A 19,566-nucleotide genomic window follows, 5' to 3' on the forward strand; every position below is an offset into this window, starting at 1 on the left:
CCCCCCAGAAATCCCTCGGAGCTCACGACTCCGAAAGCTACTCCCGATGATCCGCGCGCCGGTGTACCGGCTCTCCCCTGTTTTGGATGGCCTGCGCTTAAGGATAGTTGGGAATTCGGGAGGTAAAGGGCGGATACGTAATTAGTTGTGGCTGACCGTTCGTCTGGTGGCGCGCCAGCCCGCGGGAGCCGGGGGCTGGCGCGTTACAAAAAAATTATTCGCCGGTGCTTTGCGACGTTTCCGCCGGATAGGTCGTGCGCCATAGCTCAAAACCGCCATCCAGGCTGTAGACGTCCGAGAAACCCTGGCCGACCAGATAGGCCGCCGCGCCCTGGCTGGAATTGCCGTGATAGCAGACCACGACGGTCGGCGCGTCCAGGTCGGCGCCCTGAATGAAGGCATGCAGGGAATGATTGTCCAGATGCTTCGAACCGCTGATGTGCAGCGCGGCAAATGTGGCCGGGTCTCTGACATCGACCACGACTGCGCCTTGTTCGCGCAGGGCCTGGGCCTGTTCTGGGGGGATGCGTTTGAATTCGCTCATGGCGGGCTCCTGGGGCTCGGCTCAAAGCGCAGTCTAGCGCTGGGCGCCGGCTGACGTTGATGCGGAAAGAGACGGGACGACTGGCGGCATCGCGTGGCCATGGTCGTCGCATTGGCATTGAATGCGTTCAAGGGTGTCGACGTTCATCAGGGTCATCGATCCGCCCCAGACGCAACCGGTGTCGAGGGCGAAGATGCCTGGCTGGTCACACCGGCCTTCGAGCGCTGCCCAGTGACCGAAGATGATCTTCACGTCCCGGGTTTTGCGTTCCTTGTAGGTAAACCAGGGGGCGTAACCGGGCGGCGCGGTGTCGACGCCTTCCTTGCCCTTCAGGTCGAGCTTGCCTTCGCTGGTGCAGAACCGCATCCGGGTGAAATAGTTGGTGATCACCCGCAGGCGCGTCACGCCTTTGAGGTCGTTGTCCCATTTCAGCGGCTCGTTGCCGTACATGCCGTCGAGGTAGGGAGTCAGGCGATTGTCGTCACGCAGGACCTCCTCGACTTCCGCCGCGCACTTGAGGGCTTTGCGCAGCGACCATTGTGGTGGAATGCCGGCATGAACCAGCGCGATGTTGCGTTGTTCGTCGTAGTGCATGAGCTTTTGCTGGCGTAACCACTCCAGCAACTGCGAGCCATCCGGCGCCTGGAGGATTTCACGCAGGGTGTCGGCTTTCTTCAGACGTTCGATGTTGTGCCCGGCGGCCAGCAGGTGCAAGTCGTGGTTACCGAGCACGCACACCAGCGAGTCGCGGATGCCGTAGAGAAAACGCAGGGTTTCCAGCGACTGCGGGCCACGGTTGACCAGGTCGCCCACCAGCCACAACGTATCCCGGGCAGGGTCGAAGGCCACCTGCTCGAGCAGGCATTTAAGGGGTTCGAGGCAACCTTGCAAGTCACCGACGGCGTACGTCGCCATCAGTGCAAGGCTCCCGGTACGGCCAGGCGGAAGGGGGCAATGATGGCATCGAAGTGCTTGCCGTCGTCGGCAATCATTTGATAGGTGCCTTGCATGGTGCCGACTTTGGTCGTCATGACGGTGCCGCTGCTGTAGGTATGGTTGGCGCCGGACTGGATCAACGGCTGTAAACCCACGACACCGGCGCCTCGCACTTCCTCGACATGCCCGTCACCGTCGGTGATCACCCAGTGCCGCGACAGCAGTTTGGCCGGTAATTCGCCGTTGTTGTGCACGGTGATGGTGTAGGCGAAGGCAAAGCGGTTTTGCTCGGGTTGCGATTGTTCTGCCAGATAGCGGGTGACGACGCTGACGTCGACCTGATAACGAGGATCGGACATGCAAGGGGCCTTAAAAACTGAGCGGGACGCGGGGGCGTAGCTGATGAGACTCAGTCTAGGCCAAGTATCGGGTAGTAGACCAGACATGGGCGCTGGTGTCCTACCCGATGACGCGGGTTGCCGGTCAGACGGCGGCGGGTTGCTGCAGTTTTTCGCTGAGCTTGTCGGCCAGGCGCACGAAGGCGGCCAGGTCGAGTTGCTCGGGGCGCAGGCTGCCGTCGACACCGGTGGCGGCGATTTCGTCGCTGCTGAGCAACAGCTTGAGGGTGTTGCGCAGGGTCTTGCGACGCTGGTTGAAGGCTTCGCGCACGACGCGCTCCAGCAAGCGGTGATCCTTGGCCGGGTGCGGCAGGACGGCGTGCGGCACGAGGCGCACGATGGCCGAGTCGACTTTGGGTGGCGGGTTGAACGCGCCGGGCCCTACGTTGAACAGGTGCTCCACGCGGCAGTGATACTGAACCATGATCGACAGGCGACCCCAGTCGCCGCCGCCAGGGCCCGCAGCCAGACGCTCGACCACTTCTTTTTGCAGCATGAAGTGCATGTCGCGAATGATCCCAGCGTTGTTCAGCAGGTGGAAAATCAGTGGCGTGGAGATGTTGTACGGCAGGTTGCCGACCACGCGCAGGCTGTTCGGCGCAGCGTTCAGGCTGTTGAAGTCGAACTTCAGCGCGTCGCCCTGATGCAGGTTGAAATTGCTCTTGCCGGCGAATTGCTGGTTGAGGATCGGGATCAGGTCCTTGTCCAGCTCCACCACGTCCAGTTGCGCGCCGCTGCCGAGCAGGCCTTGTGTCAGCGCCCCCTGGCCCGGGCCGATTTCCAGCATGCGGTCTTCGGGCTTGGCATGGATGGAGCGCAGGATGCGGTCGATAACGCCGGCATCGTGCAGGAAGTTCTGGCCAAAGCGTTTGCGCGCCTTGTGTTGGTAGTGCTCGGTCATAAACGGGTCTCGGCCATCTGGTAGGCGGTTTCCAGGGCGACCTGCAGGCTGCCGGTGTCGATCTTGCCGCTGCCGGCCAGATCCAGGGCGGTGCCGTGGTCGACTGACGTGCGGATGATCGGCAGGCCTAGGGTCACATTGACGGCCGCACCGAAACCTTTGTATTTCAGCACGGGCAAGCCCTGGTCGTGGTACATCGCCAGCACTGCGTCGCAGTGCTCCAGATATTTGGGGGTAAACAGCGTGTCGGCGGGCAGCGGGCCGCGAAGGTCCATGCCTTCGCCGCGCAGGCGCTCCAGGGTAGGTTCGATGATGTCGATTTCTTCATGGCCCAGGTGACCGCCTTCGCCAGCATGCGGATTGAGTCCGCACACCAGGATGCGTGGCCGGGCGATGCCGAATTTTTCTTGCAGGTCGGTGTGCAGAATCCGCGTCACCTGTTCCAGCCGCTCCGGGGTGATGGCATCGGCAATGTCGCGAAGGGGCAGGTGAGTGGTCACCAGGGCCACGCGCAAGCCCCGCGTCGCGAGCATCATCACCACCTGTGCAGTGTGCGTCAGGTCGGCGAGGAATTCCGTGTGACCGGAAAAGGCGATGCCCGATTCATTGATCACGCCCTTGTGCACGGGCGCGGTGATCATCCCGGCAAAATGCCCGTCCAGGCATCCCTGGCCCGCGCGGGTCAGGGTTTCCAGAACGAACGCGGCATTGGCCTTGTCCAGTCGTCCAGCCGTTACCGGAGCACCGAGCGGCGTATCCCAGACATACAGGCTGTTGGCTGGCGCGGGTCGATCCGGCCAGTTGCCCGGCGTCACCGGCAGCAAATCGACAGCCACGCCCAGGTGCGCGGCCCGCTCCAGGAGCAGGTCACGGCTGGTAATGGCAATCAGAGGGTGTGGCTGGGGTTGCGAGGCGAGCAGCAGGCACAGGTCTGGACCGATGCCCGCCGGTTCGCCGGGTGTCAGCGCGAAACGTTGGGGTTTCACTGCGCTGCCTGGTCTGCACCAGGGAGTTTGATTTCTACGTAGGCTTCGTCACGGATCTGCCGCAGCCAGGTTTGCAGCTCTTCGTCGTATTTGCGGTTACGCAGTACGGTCATGGCCTGTTGTTCCCGGGCCTGGTTGGTACTGTCGGTCGCGCGGCGGCCAAGGACTTCCAGGACGTGCCAGCCATACTGGGTCTGGAACGGCTTGGACAGCTGACCTTGCGGAGTCTTGGCCATCACTTCACGGAACTCGGGCACCAGTGCATTGGGATCGATCCAGTTCAGGTCGCCACCGTTGAGGGCGGAACCCGGGTCTTCCGAATAGCTCTTGGCCAGCTCGGAGAAGTCTTCGCCCGCTTCGATACGGCTGTAGAGCGATTGAGCCAGGGCCTTGGTTTTCGCTTCATCGCGAATCGGGCTTGGCTTGACCAGGATATGACGCACGTGCACTTCGTCGCGTACCTGGGCTTCGCCGCCGCGCTTGTCGAGGATCTTCAGGATGATGAAGCCCCCGGGGGTGCGCATCGGTGCCGTGATTTCGCCAACGCTCATGGTGCTCAGCATGCGGTCGAACGGAGGGGGCAATTGAGCAGCTTTACGCCAGCCCATGTCGCCGCCTTCCAGTGCGGTTTCGCTGGCGGATTTGGCAATGGCCAATTGGCCAAAGTCGGCGCCTTGCTGGAGTTGCTGGTACACCGCGTCTGCCTGTTTGGCTGCATTCTGAATGGCGTCGGAGTTGGCGCTTTCCGGCGTAGGGATCAGGATGTTGGCCAGGCGAAACTCTTCGGACAGCTGCATCTTGCCCAGGTCGGAAGCGAGGAAGTTCTTCACTTCCTGTTCGGAAACCTGGATGCGCTCGGCCACACGGCGTTGGCGCACGCGGCTGATGACCATTTCACGGCGGATCTGCTCGCGGGCGTCCTCATAGGACAGACCGTCACGAGACAGGGCAGCACGGAACTGCTCAAGCGACATGTTATTGCGCTGGGCAATGGTGCCGACCGCCTGATTCAGCTCCTCATCGGTGATACGGATACCGGAGCGTTCGCCGATCTGCAATTGCAGGTTCTCGACGATCAGGCGCTCAAGCACCTGCTGATCCAGCACGCCGGCTGGCGGCACAGCGGCGCCGCGCTTGGCGATGGTTTGCTGAACTTCGCGAACACGCTGGTCCAGTTGGCTCTGCATGACCACATCGTTGTCGACAATGGCCACCACTTTATCGATGGACTGTACCGCGGCATTCGCCGCAGTACCCAGGAACAGCGCGCCCAGCACAAGCGGGCGCAGACAATCAGAAAGCTTGGTCTTCACGTTCACGATAACCTTGGATGCCTTTGTCGAGGAAGCTCTCTACTTTGGCGCCGGTGAGGCCGCCGAGACCTTTCAGAACGATTTGTAGGAAGACGCCGTGGTCGCCTTTTTCGTTTTCCGGGGCGTTCTGACTGAACTCGTCATAACTGACCCAGTAACGGTTGATCAGGCGCAGTTTCCAGCAGCAGTTGTCGTACTCGAAACCACCGAAGGCTTCCAGGGTACGGTTACGGTTGTAGTCATACTGCCAGCGGCTGATGGCGTTCCACTGTGGCACGATCGGCCAGATCACCGAGAAATCGTGCTGTTCGATCTTGTAATAGTCCTTCACGTAGCCAGGCTGGCCCGGCGTGCCGTAGTCACCACCACCCACCGACCATTGGCCGGTGTTCTGGTCGTAACGGACCTGGTCATTACGATAGCGATAGCCGGCGTTGATGACCTTGTTCGGGTTGTCTTCTGGCTGGTAGTGGAACATCGCGCTGCCCGAGCGAGGGCTGCGGCTGTCCGGGTCCCAGTTGTAATCGGCCGTGGTGCGCCAATCGCGGTTCCAGCGGTATTCGTATTCCAGCGCGTAAGGCGAGACATCGGACTGCGCGTCTTTGCGGGTTCGCTCATCGATACCTGGCAGCTGGACTTTGCGGTCCTTGAAGTACAAGGCCTGGCCGATGCTGATGCGTTGACGCTCGAAACCGTTTTCTTCGATCCAGCGGTTGGTCACACCCAGCGACAGCTTGTTCTCGTCGCCAACGCGGTCGGAGCCGGAGAAGCGGTTGTCGCGGAACAACGACGCGTAATTGAAGGTGTACTCCCCGGTGTCGAACACGGGAATGTCCTTCTGGTCTTCCTCAGGTACATAGAGGTAGAACAGACGAGGTTCCAGGGTCTGGCGATAGTTCTTGCCGAACCAGGTGGTATCACGATCGAAATACAGGCCACTGTCGATGCTGGCGATCGGCACGCCACGGTTCTGGTTGCTGCTGAACGTACCGTTCAGGCGGTCGCCTTCAGCACCTTGACCGGCGATGTCGGCTTTACCCTGACCATCGAGATCCAGCTGATATTGGGTGTATTGATACTTGAGCGACGGCTTCAGGAAACCATAGGTCCAGTTCAATGGCAGGCTGACACCTGGCTTGACGTTCAGACGATCACCGTTGGCGCGGGCCAGGCCAAACACGTTGGTGTCCAGGCGCGGTTCAGTCGTGACGCCGTCTTCCTGTACAAAGTTGCCGGTTTTCAGGTCGCGATCAAACCGCACGACTTCGGTCTCATAGTCGAAATTCAGGCCGCTAGGGTGTACCGGCAGCTGACCATTGAAGGTGATCTGCGGCAAACGATCATACGGCGTGATGTTCGAAACGGTCGCCAGTTGATAAGCCTGGGCGTTTACCCGAGCGGTGTAGCTGTCGCCACGGTAGGTCACGGAACCCTGCTGGTTGACGTAATCGTCGCTTTTCACACCGATCTGGTCAGTCTGCAGATCCTGGAAGTAGTAAGGATCGCTGATCTTGGTGTAATCGACTTGGGTCAGTACGCGCGAATCGAGGCCACCCTTGTGCTGCCAGTTGTACATGTAGCGGGTTTTTTCGTAGTCGGTCTGCTTGCTGCGTTCGGTGTCGTCGTCGTTGAGGTACGCCGCGCCGAACTGACCTTCGCTGGACTTGGTCAGGTAACGGAACTCGCCTTCCATCAACAGGCCGCGCTTGCTCATGTAGCGCGGGTATAACGTGGCATCGTAGTTCGGCGCCAGGTTGAAGTAGTAAGGGGTGACCAGCAGGAAGCCGGTATCGCTGCCGCTGCCGATGGTCGGCGGCAGGAAGCCGGACTGGCGACGGTCGTCGATCGGGAAATAGATGTACGGCGTATACAGGACCGGAATGTCCTTGACCCGCAGTGTCACGTTGGTCGCGGTACCGAAACCGGTGGCCGGGTTCAAGGTGATGTTGTTGCCCTTGAGCTGCCAGGCGTTGCTGTTCGGTTCGCACGTGGTGTACGTACCATCCTTGAGGCGGATGATCGCGTTCTCGGCCCGTTTGGCATACAGCGCGTTACCGCGGATACGGGATTTGTGCATCACGTATTCGGCGTTATCGACTTTGGCTTCACCGGTGTCGAGCTGCACTTCGGCGTGGTCGCCGACGATCAAGGCGCCGTTGTCGCGAATGCGCACGTTGCCGTCCAGCTCGCCACGGCTCTCGGCCTGGTAGAGGTTCGCTTCGTCGGCTTCAGCCTGCATGCTGCCTTGACGCAGGACGACATCGCCGGCCAGGGTGGCAATCTGCTCATCCTGCTTGTAGCGGGAGGCCTTGGCGCCGACGAAGGTCGGAGCGTCACTTTTATTCGTCTTGTCATTCATGCCAGGACGAATCGGTTCGATATAGGAACCAGAGCAGTAAGGACCGGTTTCGGCCAATTGTGCTGCAGTGAGCTTCTCGCGCGGAACCCAGTCAAGATGACTGTAGTCTTCGCTACGTGACTTGAGGCCGCGACCCTTGGACTCGGTCACCAGCACGGGCTTGGCGCCGGTTTCTTCGTCGGAACCGGTCTGCGCCGGGGCGTCACCACTGGAGCTGACTGCGCTGCCGTCATGGACGGGACGCGGAGGCAAGGCTGCCGCCGGCGTCTTTGGCGCACAGTCCCAGGCACCCGAAGCAGAGACTGAGCAGTCATACTGTTCCGCGGCGACCACGAACGAAGTGGCTAGGGGTTGCAGGGCCAGCAGACTGCCAGTGACCAACAACGGAAATTTTTTACGAAACGCGGGGGATTTCAATGCCATCTTATTAGTCCGGGCTTCCTGCGTGCCATCTGCCCGCGGTGTGGGCCGCACGCCTCTCGATGGTCTGAAAAAGATGCTGGATAATAAAGCATGACCCGCTTGACGGCTAGGGCCGTCGGAGACCCTTGTAATGCCTGACCAAGATGTACGTTTGCAACACCTGAAAGTTTGGCTCGATGAGCAGTTGGCGGCCCTCTTTGCGGAGCAGGGTTGGGGCGCCGTACCCCCGGCCACGTTGACTGCGGCCAGTAGTGATGCGAGTTTTCGGCGCTATTTCCGGTGGGAGGGCGCAGGCAGAAGTTTCATCGTCATGGACGCTCCGCCCCCCCAGGAAAACTGCAAACCCTTCGTGGATATCGCCTTTTTGTTGGCGAAATCCGGAATAAATGTGCCGAAAATTTATGCTGAAGACCTCGAACGCGGGTTTCTTTTGCTCAATGACCTGGGCAACAAGACGTACCTGGATGTCATCGACAGTGAAAATGCCGACGATTTGTTCACCGATGCCCTGCAGGCTTTGACCGCTTTTCAACAGTTGCCGATGGTCGCCCCGCTGCCCAGTTATGACGTTGCGCTGCTGCGTCGCGAGCTCGAACTGTTCCCCGAGTGGTACGTGAAGCGCGAGCTGGGCATCGAATTCGATCCGGCGCAGCAGGTACTCTGGGATAACGTGACCGAGCTGTTGATCGACAGTGCCCTGGCCCAGCCCAAGGTGTTGGTCCACCGCGACTACATGCCGCGTAATCTGATGCTCAGCGAGCCGAATCCCGGCGTCCTGGATTTCCAGGATGCGGTCTACGGCCCGGTGACCTATGACGTGACCTGCCTGTTCAAGGATGCGTTCCTCAGCTGGCCCGAAGAACGTGTTCACGGCTGGCTGGAAGGCTACTGGAAACAAGCGGTCGCTCTGGGTATCCCGGTCCAGCCCGATTTCGACGACTTCCTGCGGGCCAGCGACCTGATGGGGGTGCAGCGTCACCTGAAAGTCATCGGCATCTTTGCCCGCATCTGTCATCGCGACGGCAAGCCACGCTACCTGGCAGACGTGCCGCGATTCTTTGCTTATATAGATGCAGTGATCGCCCGCCGGCCCGAACTGGCTGAGCTGGATGTGTTGCTCCTCAGTCTGCGTGCCGGAGCAAATGCATGAAGGCAATGATTCTGGCTGCCGGCAAGGGGGAGCGCATGCGTCCCCTGACCCTGACGACCCCCAAGCCCCTTGTCCGCGCCAATGGCGTGCCGTTGATCGAGTATCACCTGCACGCGCTGGCCGCCGCCGGCTTCACCGACATCGTGATCAACCATGCATGGCTGGGCCAGCAGATCGAAGATTACCTGGGTGATGGCTCACAGTATGGCGTGAGCATTCAGTACTCGCCGGAAGGTGAGCCCCTTGAAACGGGCGGCGGGATCTTTCGCGCACTGCCGTTGTTGGGCGACGACGCGTTCGTGGTGGTCAACGGCGATATCTGGACCGATTACGACTTCAGTGTGCTGCACGCACCCATTGCCGGCCTGGCTCATCTGGTGCTGGCGGATAACCCGCGACACCATCCGGCCGGCGACTTCACGCTGGTCGACGGTCAGGTTCGCGATGGCCAACCGGGCGGGACGACCCTGACCTACAGTGGCATTGCGGTGTTGCATCCGCAGTTGTTCGACGGTTGTTCGCCAGGCGCTTTCAAGCTGGCGCCGCTGCTGCGCAAGGCCATGATCGAGGGGCAGGTGACAGGGGAGCGGTTGCACGGTCGCTGGGTGGATGTCGGCACCCACGAACGTCTCGCTGAAGTCGAAACCTTGATTGAAGCGAGTCGCTGACATGCTGTGGCCAGGGACTCTGATTGGAGCCGGAGTGGGCTTTTTCGTCGCCAGCATTCCGGGGGCCATGCTTGGCGCCTTGTTGGGCCAGGCGCTGGATCGACGCCTGCAATTGCAGAGCTGGGCGCATTTGCGCGAAGCGTTGGGCGGGCGCTCGGTGCTGCGCAACGATGAATTGCTGTTCGTGTTGCTCGGGCGGCTGGCCAAGAGCAACGGCCGGGTGCTGGACGGCCACATCCTGCAGGCGCGGCGGGAAATGCAGGCGCTGGAAATGACCGAGGCGGCGAAGCAGCGGGCCATTGCGGCATTCAATCGTGGGAAGTCCGGTCATGACCCTTTGCGCCGTTATCTGCGCCGCCTCAGCATTCAGCCCCATGCAGCGGAAGGCGTGCTGCGAGCCTGCTGGCGAATGGTCTGGGCGGACGGGCGTGCCGGTATGGCCGAGCGCAAGTTGATTGCGCAATGGGGCAAGTGGCTCGGCTGGAAGTCATACCAGGTGCAGGCGCTTGCGGCCGATTATGAGCCGGCCAAGCGTCCGCTGGCCAACAGCTCGCTTGTTTATCAGGAGGCACTGCAGTTGCTGGGGGTGACTGCCGACACCGAACCGGCGCAGATCAAGCGTGCCTATCGACGCCTGCTCAGTCGTCATCACCCGGACAAGGTCGCCGGCAGCGGCGCGACGGCTTCGCAAGTGCGCGAGGCCACGGACATGACGCGAGAACTGCACAGCGCGTACACGTTGATTCGCCAGCGGCGGGATTTCCGCTAGCGCAAGGGGGCTGTTGTCAGCCTGCCGGTCTCGCTTCGCCAGGCACCGTATTCAGTGTGTGAGCGAGCCGGCTCGCGATAGAGGCGACGCGGTTGATCAGTCCTCTACGGATTGGGGGTTCAACCAACCCCGGACCCGGCGGACCAACTGCTCCTGCTGGTCCTTGCTATTGCCCGGCAACGCCTTGAGCGAGACCTGGCTGAACGCAGATGCCTTGAGTCGCTTGCTGGCCTGCAACCGTTCCAGTGCAGCACTGCGATCCAGAGGCTTGTCCAGATAGAAGAGGTCGGCGGTCGGCAATTTCAGCGTCGGCGTCAGTTCAACCAGCCCGGGTTTTGCCGCGCCAGGTGTTTGAGCTGCCACCATCACGAATTTCTCGACTTGCGAGGGCTGCTTTTCGCTCAGGTAACGCGCCGCCCAATAGGCACCGGTGCCATGGCCAAGCAGCACGATGCTGCGCGCGCTTTGCTGTTCGGCGTAGGCAATCGCTGCATCAATGCGTGCAAAGATTCGTTCGGCATCGGCCTTGACCTGTTCGTCGCTGGTCTCGACGACCGCCTTGTCCACCATGTCGGCTTCACCGCCCGCCACCTGTTCGATGGGCGCAGCCGTGGTCGAGTCCTTGCTGCCAACGTCTGGGGCTTTGATCGTCGCCGGCACTTCGACGACGCGAGGCGCGATGGCATCGCTTTGCGGGTCGGGCAGGGTGATACTCAGGCTGCTCCATTCGGCGTCCGGCAGTTTGCGGCGCAATGGGCCGATTGCCTGCGGCCAGTCAACGGTTTCACCGGCGCCCGGGATGATAATGACCGCGCCCTTGGGTTCAGCCGTATTGGCCGGCTTCCATAAAGCCAGAAACGTATCGCTGCCCGCTTGCAGTTGTTGCTGTTCCTGAGCAGGGATTTTTCGCTCAAGTGCTGTCGCTTCTTCCTGACTGCGCTCAAGCAGCGGCTGACGCGCGGCCGCTTTTTCGTCGGTCGGTTTTTCTGCGGCGGCAGGTGCCGGGTCAGCGGCCTCGACGGAAAAGGCACAAGGCAGGATCAACGACAGGCACAATGCTGGCAGTGCCAGGCGGTAGACAGGGGGCATCGGTTATTCCAGGCCAGAAGTTATTCCGGCAGCCTAATGGGTTGGTCAGTATTTGTCAGTGTGTGAGACTTCGATGAAGCGTATTCGCTGCCTGTGGGTTATCGGCTGTTTGTGGTTTCCCTTGATGGGCTGGGCAACCTCTGCACCACCGCCGCACGTCGCGCCATTGTCCGCCAGCCAGCAACAATGGCTGGCGCAACATGGCGAGCTGCGCGTCGGCGTGGTGTTGCAGGTGCCCTATGCGCAATACGATCGCCGTTTGCAGCGCTTGTCCGGGGTTAACGTCGAGCTGATGAAGTGGCTGGCCAAGGCGCTCAATGTCGAACTGAGCTGGCGCAATTTTCCCGACCTGGCTCAATTGGAGGCCGCTGCCCGCGAGGGTGAAATCGATCTCGCCCCCGGGTTGGCGCAAACCCCCGGCGGCTTGCGCCTGTGGCAGTTTTCCGATCCGTACATGCGGGTCCCGCAGTTGGTGGTCAGCGACCAGAAAGCCGCCGGTGTCGTTGAACTGGAGAAACTCGACAGCCAGACCCGCGTTGCCGTGCGCATGCCCAGTGCCACCGCCGATTACCTGCGCAGCAACTATCCGCATCTGAACCTCCAGGGGGTGCCCCTCGAGCGCCAGGCCTTGCAACTGCTGGTGAGCCAGCAGGCCAGTTACGCGGTAATCGACGAAGCGCAACTGGGGCGGCTGTCCGTCGAGCCGGACTTCGCCGGCCTGGTGGTGGTCGGCGACATTGGCCTGCCCCAGCTGTTGCGTGTGGCCACGCGTCGCGACTGGCCGGAGTTGGCCGGCATTATCGAAAGTGCACTGCGAGTGATCCCGGCCAAGGATCTGGAGCAGTTGCACAACCAATGGTTGCAGCCCAAATACCCGCGCCTCACCGAGTCGAGAGGGTTCTGGCAGAACCTCAGCCTGCTCCTGGCGGTCTTGATGTTGAGCAGCATGGCCATCGTGTTCTGGCAGCGTCGGCAGCAACTCAGCCTGGAACATCGGCTGCTGGCGGCGCGGGAAGACATTGCCCTGCGCGCCGCCAGTGAAGAGGCCTTGCGTCTGACCCAGTTTTCCATCGACCAGAGCACGGTCGGGATTCTCTGGGTCAACTGGGACAGTCACGTGCGCTACGCCAACCGCGCCGCCGAAACCATGCTGGGCTATTCGGAGGGCGGCATCATTGACCGGCCGCTGATCGACCTTGAGCCTGGCCTGCACATGGACCGTTGGCTGAACCTGTGGAAGCGCGCCCGCGCCAGCGAGGAAGGGCCGCTGAGTTTCGAAACCAATTGCCTGCGAGCCGATGGCAGCATGCTGCCGACCGATGTTTCGCTGAGCTTCCTGCGGTTTCGGGATGGCGAATACCTGGTGGTTTATCTCAACGATGTGACCGAGCGCCGCCGCGCACTGGCGGCGTTGCAGGAAAGCGAGGCGCGCCTGCAAGGCATTGCCGCCAATGTCCCGGGATTGGTCTTCCGCCTGGAACGGGCACCGGTGACCAGGCAGATCGACTTTGCCTACATCAGTGAGGGCAGCGAAAGCCTGGTGGGTTACTCGCCGGCGACCCTCGCCCATCGAGACAAGGGTTTGCGCAGCCTGGTGTATCCGGACGACAAGGCCAGTTACCACCAGACCCAGGACCATGCGCTGGACACCGACAGCGACTGGTCGTGGCAGGGCCGGATTCTCACGCGTCAGGGTGATTTGCGCTGGGCCGAGATCAAGGCCATCACCCGGCGGCTGGAGGACGGCAGTTCGGTGTGGGACGGTATTGTCTGGGACATCAGCGAGAGCAAGCGCATCGAGTTGGAGCTGGCCAGCTCCCGTGAACAGCTGCGCGAATTGTCCGCGCACCTTGAGAGCGTCCGGGAGGAAGAAAAGGCCCGAATTGCCCGGGAAGTGCACGACGAGTTGGGGCAGATGCTGACAGTGCTGAAGCTGGAAACGTCCATGTGCGAATTGGCATACGCTCAGCTCGACCCGGGTCTGAACGAACGTTTGCACAGCATGAAGCGGCTGATCGCTCAACTGTTCCAGTTGGTACGTGATGTCGCGACAGCCTTGCGCCCACCGATTCTCGATGCCGGGATTGCCTCGGCCATTGAGTGGCAGGCGCGGCGTTTCGAGGCGCGTACGCAGATTCCGTGCCTGGTGCAGGTGCCGGAATACCTGCCAGCGCTCAGTGACGCCATGGCAATCGGCTTGTTCCGGATTCTTCAGGAAGCACTGACCAATGTCATGCGGCACGCCCAGGCGCATACTGTCGAATTGACACTGACCCTTGAAGGCAACGAGTTGTGCCTGACCGTCAGCGATGATGGCGTAGGATTTGTTGCCGCCACCGGCCGACCGACTTCCTTTGGTCTGGTCGGTATGCGTGAGCGGGTGTTGATCATGGGTGGGCGATTGTCGCTCGAAAGCGAGCCGGGGGAGGGCACGACCCTGAGCGTGTGGGTGCCGCTGGATGAAGCCTGAACAGTGGGCGGTGTCTGAACGGCTGCCTTCGCAGGCAAGCGCGCTCTGATAGGGTGTTGAGCGTTCCTGGGGCGGACTGGCCCGCGATGGATTTTGAATCTGGAGAAGAACGTGATCCGTGTACTGGTAGCCGAAGACCACACCATCGTTCGCGAAGGCATCAAGCAGCTGATTGGTCTGGCCAAGGACCTGCAGGTGGTGGGGGAGGCGAGCAATGGCGAGCAGTTGCTCGAGACCTTGCGCCATGTTCCCTGCGAAGTGGTGTTGCTGGATATCTCCATGCCGGGCGTCAATGGCCTGGAAGCGATCCCGCGGATCCGCGCACTGAACAATCCACCGGCCATCCTGGTGTTGTCGATGCACGACGAAGCGCAAATGGCGGCGCGGGCATTGAAGGTGGGCGCGGCGGGGTATGCCACCAAGGACAGCGATCCGGCGCTGCTGCTGACGGCGATCCGCAAAGTGGCGTCGGGCGGGCGCTACATCGATCCTGAACTGGCCGACCGCATGGTCTTCGAAGTCGGCCTGACCGATTCGCGTCCCCTGCATTCGTTGCTCTCGGAGCGCGAGTTTTCGGTGTTCGAGCGTCTGGCTCAGGGCGCCAACGTCAACGACATTGCCCAGCAACTGGCCCTGAGCAATAAAACCATCAGCACCCACAAGGCGCGGCTGATGCAGAAACTCAACATCACCTCGCTGGCCGAACTGGTGAAGTACGCAATGGAGCACAAGCTCCTCTAGGCATCACGGATGACCCCTGTGGGGGCGGCATGTCCATTTGCGACATGCCGTCTCAGCGTTTTTGCGTGGAACGGCGGCCTGCAACCAGGCGCGTGCCGCCGCGGTTGCCAAAACGCGCCATTCTTGTAGGGCAATCCCTACCCGCAACCTTCCATCCGGCTGAGGCGATTCTCTCCTGCGCCCCGATTTGCGTGCTCCCCAGCGTCCACTAGGCTTAGTCCACAGCAGTCATCAACAACAAAGGTGTGGGTATGAGCCAGGTCGATTCAAGCGCAGGGGCCAGTGACATTCTGGTCAGCTTTCGTGGAGTGCAGAAGAGCTACGACGGCGAGAACCTGATCGTCAAAGACCTCAACCTGGACATTCGCAAGGGCGAATTCCTCACCCTGCTCGGGCCGTCCGGTTCGGGCAAGACCACCAGCCTGATGATGCTCGCCGGTTTCGAAACCCCGACCGCCGGTGAAATCCTCCTGGCCGGGCGCTCGATCAATAACGTGCCGCCGCACAAACGCGACATCGGCATGGTGTTTCAGAACTATGCCCTGTTCCCGCACATGACCGTGGCCGAGAACCTCGCGTTCCCGCTGACCGTGCGCGGCCTGAACAAAAGCGATGTCAGCGACAAGGTCAAGAAAGTCCTGAGCATGGTGCAGCTCGACACCTTCGCCCAGCGCTACCCGGCACAGTTGTCGGGCGGCCAGCAGCAGCGTGTGGCGTTGGCGCGCGCACTGGTGTTCGAGCCACAGCTGGTGCTGATGGACGAACCGCTCGGTGCGCTGGACAAGCAATTGCGCGAACACATGCAGATGGAGATCAAACACCTGCACGAGCGCCTCGGTGTGACGGTGGTCTACGTGACTCACGACCAGGGCGAGGCCCTGACCATGTCCGACCGCGTCGCGGTGTTCCACCAGGGCGAAATCCAGCAGATCGCCCCGCCGCGCCACCTCTACGAAGAGCCAAAAAACACCTTCGTTGCCAACTTCATCGGCGAGAACAACCGCCTCAATGGCCGTTTGCACAGCCACACCGGCGACCGTTGCGTGGTCGAGCTCGGGCGTGGTGAAAAGGTTGAAGCGCTGGCGGTCAATGTCGGCAGGACCGGCGAACCCGTCACGCTGTCGATTCGTCCGGAACGCGTGAGCCTCAATGGTTCGAGCGAGTCCTGTGTCAACCGCTTCTCAGGGAGGGTGGCGGAATTCATCTATCTGGGCGACCACGTCCGGGTTCGCCTGGAAGTCTGCGGCAAGACCGACTTCTTTGTGAAACAGCCGATTGCCGAGCTCGATCCCGCGCTCGCTGTCGGCGATGTGGTTCCGCTTGGCTGGCAGGTCGAACACGTCCGCGCGCTCGACCCATTAGGGGACGCTGTCGCTTAGTTTCCGCACCGCGATGGGAAAACCAAGCGATAGCGTCCACAAGAGGCGAACTGATCGCCCCGGCAATACCAACACCCAACCCTGCACGTGGAGAGAACAATAAATGTTGAGATCCCTGAAATTCACCGCCCTGGTCATGGGCATGATCGGTGCGGCACACGCGATGGCGGCGGGCCCGGACCTGACCGTGGTGTCCTTTGGCGGGGCGAACAAGGCGGCGCAAGTCAAAGCCTTCTACGCGCCGTGGGAAGCGGCAGGTAATGGCAAGATCGTAGCGGGCGAGTACAACGGCGAAATGGCCAAGGTCAAGGCCATGGTCGACACCAAGAGCGTGTCCTGGGACCTGGTGGAAGTGGAGTCGCCGGAACTGTCCCGTGGTTGCGACGAAGACATGTTCGAGCAACTTGACCCGGCACTGTTCGGCAAGAGCGAAGATTACGTCAAGGGCGCTATCCAGCCTTGCGGCGTGGGCTTTTTCGTATGGTCGACAGTCCTGGCCTACAACGCCGACAAGTTGAAAACCGCACCGACCAGTTGGGCGGACTTCTGGGACACCAAGCAATTCCCGGGCAAGCGTGGCCTGCGTAAAGGCGCCAAGTACACCCTGGAATTCGCCCTGATGGCCGACGGTGTTGCGCCCAAAGACGTCTACAAGGTGCTGGCCGGTAAAGATGGCCAGGACCGCGCGTTCAAGAAGCTCGATGAACTCAAGCCAAGCATCCAGTGGTGGGAAGCCGGCGCACAGCCGCCGCAGTACCTGGCTTCCGGTGACGTGGTCATGAGTTCGGCCTACAACGGCCGGATCGCCGCCGTGCAGAAAGAAAGCAACCTGAAAGTGGTGTGGAACGGTGGCATCTACGACTTCGACGCCTGGGCGATTCCACGTGGCCTGAGCAAGGAGCGTGCCGAGGCAGCGAAGAAATTCATCGCGTTCTCGGTGCAGCCACAGCAGCAGAAGACCTACTCGGAAAACATCGCCTACGGTCCTGCCAACACCCAGGCCGTGCCGTTGCTGGCCAAGGATGTCCTGAAAGACATGCCGACCACCCCGGAAAACATCGCCAACCAGGTGCAGATCGACGTCAGCTTCTGGGCTGACAACGGTGAGCAACTGGAACAGCGTTTCAACGCCTGGGCTGCGAAGTAAACGCATGACCTTGTGGGAGCGAGCCTGCTCGCGAATGCGGTCGATCTGACAGCGACTGTTGCGGATGTATCGACGCCTTCGCGAGCAGGCTCCCTTCCACATCAAAAGTTCGAAGCGGTGTCTGCCGCCTCTGTAACGATCAAAGATTTCCGGAGTACGCCATGGCTATCGCCGTTCCCGTGAACGCGGGCACTGACCCCACCTTGAAGCAGCGGCTCAAGCACGCCGAGCGGGTCAACCGCTGGAAAGCCCAGGCCTTGATCGCGCCGCTGGTGCTGTTTCTGTTGCTGGTGTTCCTGGTGCCAATCGTGGCGCTGCTCTACAAAAGCGTGGGCAACCCGGAAGTGGTCGGCGGCATGCCGCGCACGGTCCAGGCCATCGCCAGTTGGGACGGCCGCGGCCTGCCCGCTGAACCTGTGTACAAAGCGGCCGCCGAAGACCTCGCCGAAGCCCGCAAGAATCAGACCCTGGGTGATTTGTCCAAGCGCCTGAACATGGAACTGGCCGGCTACCGCAGCCTGCTGACCAAAACTGCACGCGCCTTGCCGCTCGCTGAGGAGCCGGCGTCTTACAAAGACGCGCTGGAAGGCCTCGACGAGCGCTGGGGTGACCCGGCCTACTGGCAGGCAGTGCGCCGTAACACCAGCAGCATCACCCCGTATTACCTGCTGGCGGCGGTCGATCACCGCATCGATGACCTGGGTGAGGTGGCCCCGGCGACCCCCGATCAGGCGATTTACCTCGACATTTTTGCCCGCACGTTCTGGATGGGCGTGATCATCACCGCGTTTTGCCTGGTGCTGGCCTATCCGTTGGCGTACCTGCTGGCGAACTTGCCGGCGCGTCAGAGCAACCTGTTGATGATCCTGGTGCTCCTGCCGTTCTGGACGTCGATCCTGGTGCGGGTCGCGGCGTGGATCGTGTTGTTGCAGTCCGGTGGCTTGATCAACAGCGCCCTGATGGCCATGGGCATCATCGATAAGCCGCTGGAACTGGTGTTCAACCGCACCGGGGTCTACATCTCCATGGTGCACATCCTGCTGCCGTTCATGATCCTGCCGATCTACAGCGTGATGAAAGGCATCTCGCCGACCTACATGCGCGCCGCGATTTCCCTAGGCTGCCATCCGTTCGCCAGTTTCTGGCGGGTGTACTTCCCACAGACCTATGCCGGCGTCGGTGCCGGGTGCCTGCTGGTGTTCATTCTCGCCATTGGCTACTACATCACCCCGGCGTTGCTGGGCAGCCCGAACGATCAGATGGTCAGTTACTTCGTCGCGTTCTACACCAATACCAGCATCAACTGGGGCATGGCGACCGCCCTGGGCGGGCTGCTGCTGTTGGCGACCGTGGTGCTTTACCTGATTTACAGCTGGCTGGTGGGCGCCAGTCGCCTGCGCCTGAGCTAAGGGGGAATTGAAATGCTGAGTCCTTATATGTCGCCCGTCGAGCGGGTGTGGTTCTACAGCTTGCGGATTCTCTGCGGCCTGATCCTGTTGTTCCTGGTACTGCCGGTGCTGGTCATCATTCCGCTGTCGTTCAACTCCGGCAGCTTCCTGGTGTACCCGCTGCAGGGCTTCTCGTTGCAGTGGTATCACGATTTCTTCGCTTCGGCGGAATGGATGCGGGCGTTGAAGAACAGCATCATCGTTGCCCCGGCGGCCACGGCGCTGGCCATGGTCTTCGGTACGCTGGCGGCGATCGGGCTGACACGCGGCGACTTCCCGGGCAAATCCCTGGTGATGGCCTTGGTGATTTCGCCGATGGTAGTGCCGGTGGTGATCATCGGTGTGGCGAGCTACCTGTTCTTCGCGCCATTGGGCCTGGGCAACAGTTTCTTCTCGTTGATCGTGGTCCACGCGGTACTGGGTGTACCGTTCGTGATTATCACCGTTTCGGCGACGCTGCAGGGCTTCAACCACAACCTGGTGCGCGCGGCTGCCAGCCTCGGCGCTTCACCGCTGACGGCGTTCCGTCGGGTGACCTTGCCACTGATTGCACCGGGTGTGATTTCAGGGGCGTTGTTCGCCTTTGCCACCTCGTTCGATGAAGTGGTGGTGACGCTGTTCCTCGCCGGCCCCGAGCAGGCGACCCTGCCACGGCAGATGTTCAGCGGCATTCGCGAAAACCTCAGCCCGACCATCGCCGCCGCCGCGACGCTGCTGATTGCCTTCTCGGTGATCCTGCTGCTGACCCTGGAGTGGCTGCGTGGCCGCAGTGAAAAACTGCGCACCGCACAGGTCTGAAGCGACCCACGGTGGGTAGGTGGGAGCGGGCTTGCTCGCGAAGCGGT

17 protein-coding genes are annotated in these 19,566 nt (G+C 61.4%); 9 read left to right on the forward strand and 8 right to left on the reverse strand.

Annotation, left to right across the window (positions count from 1 at the left end; all coding sequences use genetic code 11):
* Positions 1 to 214 precede the first annotated feature (214 nt).
* The 7 genes from glpE to ACM6IM_RS01545 all read right to left on the reverse strand — a co-directional run bounded on the left by glpE (position 215) and on the right by ACM6IM_RS01545 (position 7,860).
* Complete coding sequence (glpE, locus tag ACM6IM_RS01515) at positions 215 to 544, reverse strand: thiosulfate sulfurtransferase GlpE (protein WP_192306500.1); 330 nt, start codon at positions 542 to 544, stop codon at positions 215 to 217.
* A gap of 33 nt (positions 545 to 577) precedes the next feature.
* Positions 578 to 1,459, reverse strand: a complete 882-nt coding sequence (locus ACM6IM_RS01520) for a symmetrical bis(5'-nucleosyl)-tetraphosphatase (RefSeq protein ID WP_201191869.1) — start codon at positions 1,457 to 1,459, stop codon at positions 578 to 580.
* Positions 1,459 to 1,839, reverse strand: a complete 381-nt coding sequence (gene apaG, locus ACM6IM_RS01525; RefSeq protein ID WP_192306496.1) for a Co2+/Mg2+ efflux protein ApaG — start codon at positions 1,837 to 1,839, stop codon at positions 1,459 to 1,461. The genes ACM6IM_RS01520 and apaG overlap by 1 nt, the downstream gene beginning before the upstream one ends.
* 124 nt (positions 1,840 to 1,963) lie before the next feature.
* Positions 1,964 to 2,779: a 16S rRNA (adenine(1518)-N(6)/adenine(1519)-N(6))-dimethyltransferase RsmA gene (gene rsmA / locus ACM6IM_RS01530; protein ID WP_192306494.1), complete on the reverse strand. Its 816-nt coding sequence runs from the start codon at positions 2,777 to 2,779 to the stop codon at positions 1,964 to 1,966.
* A complete protein-coding gene (pdxA, locus tag ACM6IM_RS01535; protein ID WP_414863982.1) occupies positions 2,776 to 3,765 on the reverse strand; it encodes a 4-hydroxythreonine-4-phosphate dehydrogenase PdxA in 990 nt (329 codons plus the stop codon). Before pdxA ends, rsmA begins: the two co-directional genes overlap by 4 nt.
* Positions 3,762 to 5,078 (reverse strand): peptidylprolyl isomerase SurA, encoded by a 1,317-nt coding sequence (gene surA / locus ACM6IM_RS01540; protein ID WP_192306490.1) that lies wholly within the window; start codon positions 5,076 to 5,078, stop codon positions 3,762 to 3,764. Before surA ends, pdxA begins: the two co-directional genes overlap by 4 nt.
* Positions 5,059 to 7,860, reverse strand: coding sequence for an LPS-assembly protein LptD (locus ACM6IM_RS01545; RefSeq protein ID WP_201191873.1), 2,802 nt, complete (start codon positions 7,858 to 7,860; stop codon positions 5,059 to 5,061). Before ACM6IM_RS01545 ends, surA begins: the two co-directional genes overlap by 20 nt.
* Positions 7,861 to 7,990: 130 nt before the next feature.
* Here ACM6IM_RS01545 and ACM6IM_RS01550 point away from each other — a divergent pair, with 130 nt between their 5' ends.
* Genes ACM6IM_RS01550 through ACM6IM_RS01560 form a run of 3 tightly spaced genes read left to right on the forward strand, consistent with a single transcriptional unit; the run spans position 7,991 to position 10,447 of the window.
* Positions 7,991 to 9,010, forward strand: a complete 1,020-nt coding sequence (locus ACM6IM_RS01550; protein ID WP_414863983.1) for an aminoglycoside phosphotransferase family protein — start codon at positions 7,991 to 7,993, stop codon at positions 9,008 to 9,010.
* A complete protein-coding gene (gene murU, locus ACM6IM_RS01555) occupies positions 9,007 to 9,678 on the forward strand; it encodes an N-acetylmuramate alpha-1-phosphate uridylyltransferase MurU (RefSeq protein ID WP_414863984.1) in 672 nt (223 codons plus the stop codon). Before ACM6IM_RS01550 ends, murU begins: the two co-directional genes overlap by 4 nt.
* Before the next feature lies 1 nt (position 9,679).
* Positions 9,680 to 10,447, forward strand: a complete 768-nt coding sequence (locus ACM6IM_RS01560) for a DnaJ domain-containing protein (RefSeq protein ID WP_201191879.1) — start codon at positions 9,680 to 9,682, stop codon at positions 10,445 to 10,447.
* A 96-nt stretch (positions 10,448 to 10,543) separates the two neighbouring features.
* Here the strand turns inward: ACM6IM_RS01560 and ACM6IM_RS01565 are convergent, their stop codons facing one another.
* Positions 10,544 to 11,536, reverse strand: a complete 993-nt coding sequence (locus ACM6IM_RS01565) for an alpha/beta hydrolase family protein (RefSeq protein ID WP_414863985.1) — start codon at positions 11,534 to 11,536, stop codon at positions 10,544 to 10,546.
* Between the two features lie 73 nt (positions 11,537 to 11,609).
* Between ACM6IM_RS01565 and ACM6IM_RS01570 the strand changes: the two genes are divergently transcribed.
* From ACM6IM_RS01570 to ACM6IM_RS01595, 6 genes are all read left to right on the forward strand, one after another.
* The gene (locus tag ACM6IM_RS01570; RefSeq protein ID WP_414863986.1) at positions 11,610 to 14,006 is read left to right on the forward strand and encodes a PAS domain S-box protein; all 2,397 of its coding nucleotides are present in this window, start codon (positions 11,610 to 11,612) and stop codon (positions 14,004 to 14,006) included.
* 111 nt (positions 14,007 to 14,117) lie between these two features.
* Positions 14,118 to 14,747: a response regulator gene (locus tag ACM6IM_RS01575; protein WP_201191885.1), complete on the forward strand. Its 630-nt coding sequence runs from the start codon at positions 14,118 to 14,120 to the stop codon at positions 14,745 to 14,747.
* 251 nt (positions 14,748 to 14,998) lie between these two features.
* The gene (locus tag ACM6IM_RS01580) at positions 14,999 to 16,126 is read left to right on the forward strand and encodes an ABC transporter ATP-binding protein (protein ID WP_192306475.1); all 1,128 of its coding nucleotides are present in this window, start codon (positions 14,999 to 15,001) and stop codon (positions 16,124 to 16,126) included.
* A 103-nt stretch (positions 16,127 to 16,229) separates the two neighbouring features.
* Positions 16,230 to 17,273, forward strand: coding sequence for an ABC transporter substrate-binding protein (locus tag ACM6IM_RS01585; RefSeq protein WP_201191887.1), 1,044 nt, complete (start codon positions 16,230 to 16,232; stop codon positions 17,271 to 17,273).
* A 161-nt stretch (positions 17,274 to 17,434) separates the two neighbouring features.
* A complete protein-coding gene (locus ACM6IM_RS01590; protein ID WP_201191890.1) occupies positions 17,435 to 18,682 on the forward strand; it encodes an ABC transporter permease in 1,248 nt (415 codons plus the stop codon).
* A gap of 12 nt (positions 18,683 to 18,694) precedes the next feature.
* Entirely contained in the window at positions 18,695 to 19,519 is an 825-nt protein-coding gene (locus tag ACM6IM_RS01595) for an ABC transporter permease (protein WP_192306469.1), read from the forward strand.
* The last annotated feature ends 47 nt before the right edge of the window (positions 19,520 to 19,566 follow it).

Origin of the sequence: Pseudomonas sp. IT-P12 (genome assembly GCF_949767465.1) — a bacterium.
Lineage (GTDB): Bacteria > Pseudomonadota > Gammaproteobacteria > Pseudomonadales > Pseudomonadaceae > Aquipseudomonas.

Bases quoted from the DNA above. Each gene is read 5' to 3' on its own strand.
- glpE (WP_192306500.1), bottom strand. From the start codon at position 544: ATGAGCGAATTCAAACGCATCCCCCCAGAACAGGCCCAGGCCCTGCGC.
- ACM6IM_RS01520 (WP_201191869.1), bottom strand. From the start codon at position 1,459: ATGGCGACGTACGCCGTCGGTGACTTGCAAGGTTGCCTCGAACCCCTT.
- apaG (WP_192306496.1), bottom strand. From the start codon at position 1,839: ATGTCCGATCCTCGTTATCAGGTCGACGTCAGCGTCGTCACCCGCTAT.
- rsmA (WP_192306494.1), bottom strand. From the start codon at position 2,779: ATGACCGAGCACTACCAACACAAGGCGCGCAAACGCTTTGGCCAGAAC.
- ACM6IM_RS01545 (WP_201191873.1), bottom strand. From the start codon at position 7,860: ATGGCATTGAAATCCCCCGCGTTTCGTAAAAAATTTCCGTTGTTGGTC.
- ACM6IM_RS01550 (WP_414863983.1), top strand. From the start codon at position 7,991: ATGCCTGACCAAGATGTACGTTTGCAACACCTGAAAGTTTGGCTCGAT.
- murU (WP_414863984.1), top strand. From the start codon at position 9,007: ATGAAGGCAATGATTCTGGCTGCCGGCAAGGGGGAGCGCATGCGTCCC.
- ACM6IM_RS01560 (WP_201191879.1), top strand. From the start codon at position 9,680: ATGCTGTGGCCAGGGACTCTGATTGGAGCCGGAGTGGGCTTTTTCGTC.
- ACM6IM_RS01565 (WP_414863985.1), bottom strand. From the start codon at position 11,536: ATGCCCCCTGTCTACCGCCTGGCACTGCCAGCATTGTGCCTGTCGTTG.
- ACM6IM_RS01570 (WP_414863986.1), top strand. From the start codon at position 11,610: ATGAAGCGTATTCGCTGCCTGTGGGTTATCGGCTGTTTGTGGTTTCCC.
- ACM6IM_RS01580 (WP_192306475.1), top strand. From the start codon at position 14,999: ATGAGCCAGGTCGATTCAAGCGCAGGGGCCAGTGACATTCTGGTCAGC.
- ACM6IM_RS01585 (WP_201191887.1), top strand. From the start codon at position 16,230: ATGTTGAGATCCCTGAAATTCACCGCCCTGGTCATGGGCATGATCGGT.
- ACM6IM_RS01590 (WP_201191890.1), top strand. From the start codon at position 17,435: ATGGCTATCGCCGTTCCCGTGAACGCGGGCACTGACCCCACCTTGAAG.
- ACM6IM_RS01595 (WP_192306469.1), top strand. From the start codon at position 18,695: ATGCTGAGTCCTTATATGTCGCCCGTCGAGCGGGTGTGGTTCTACAGC.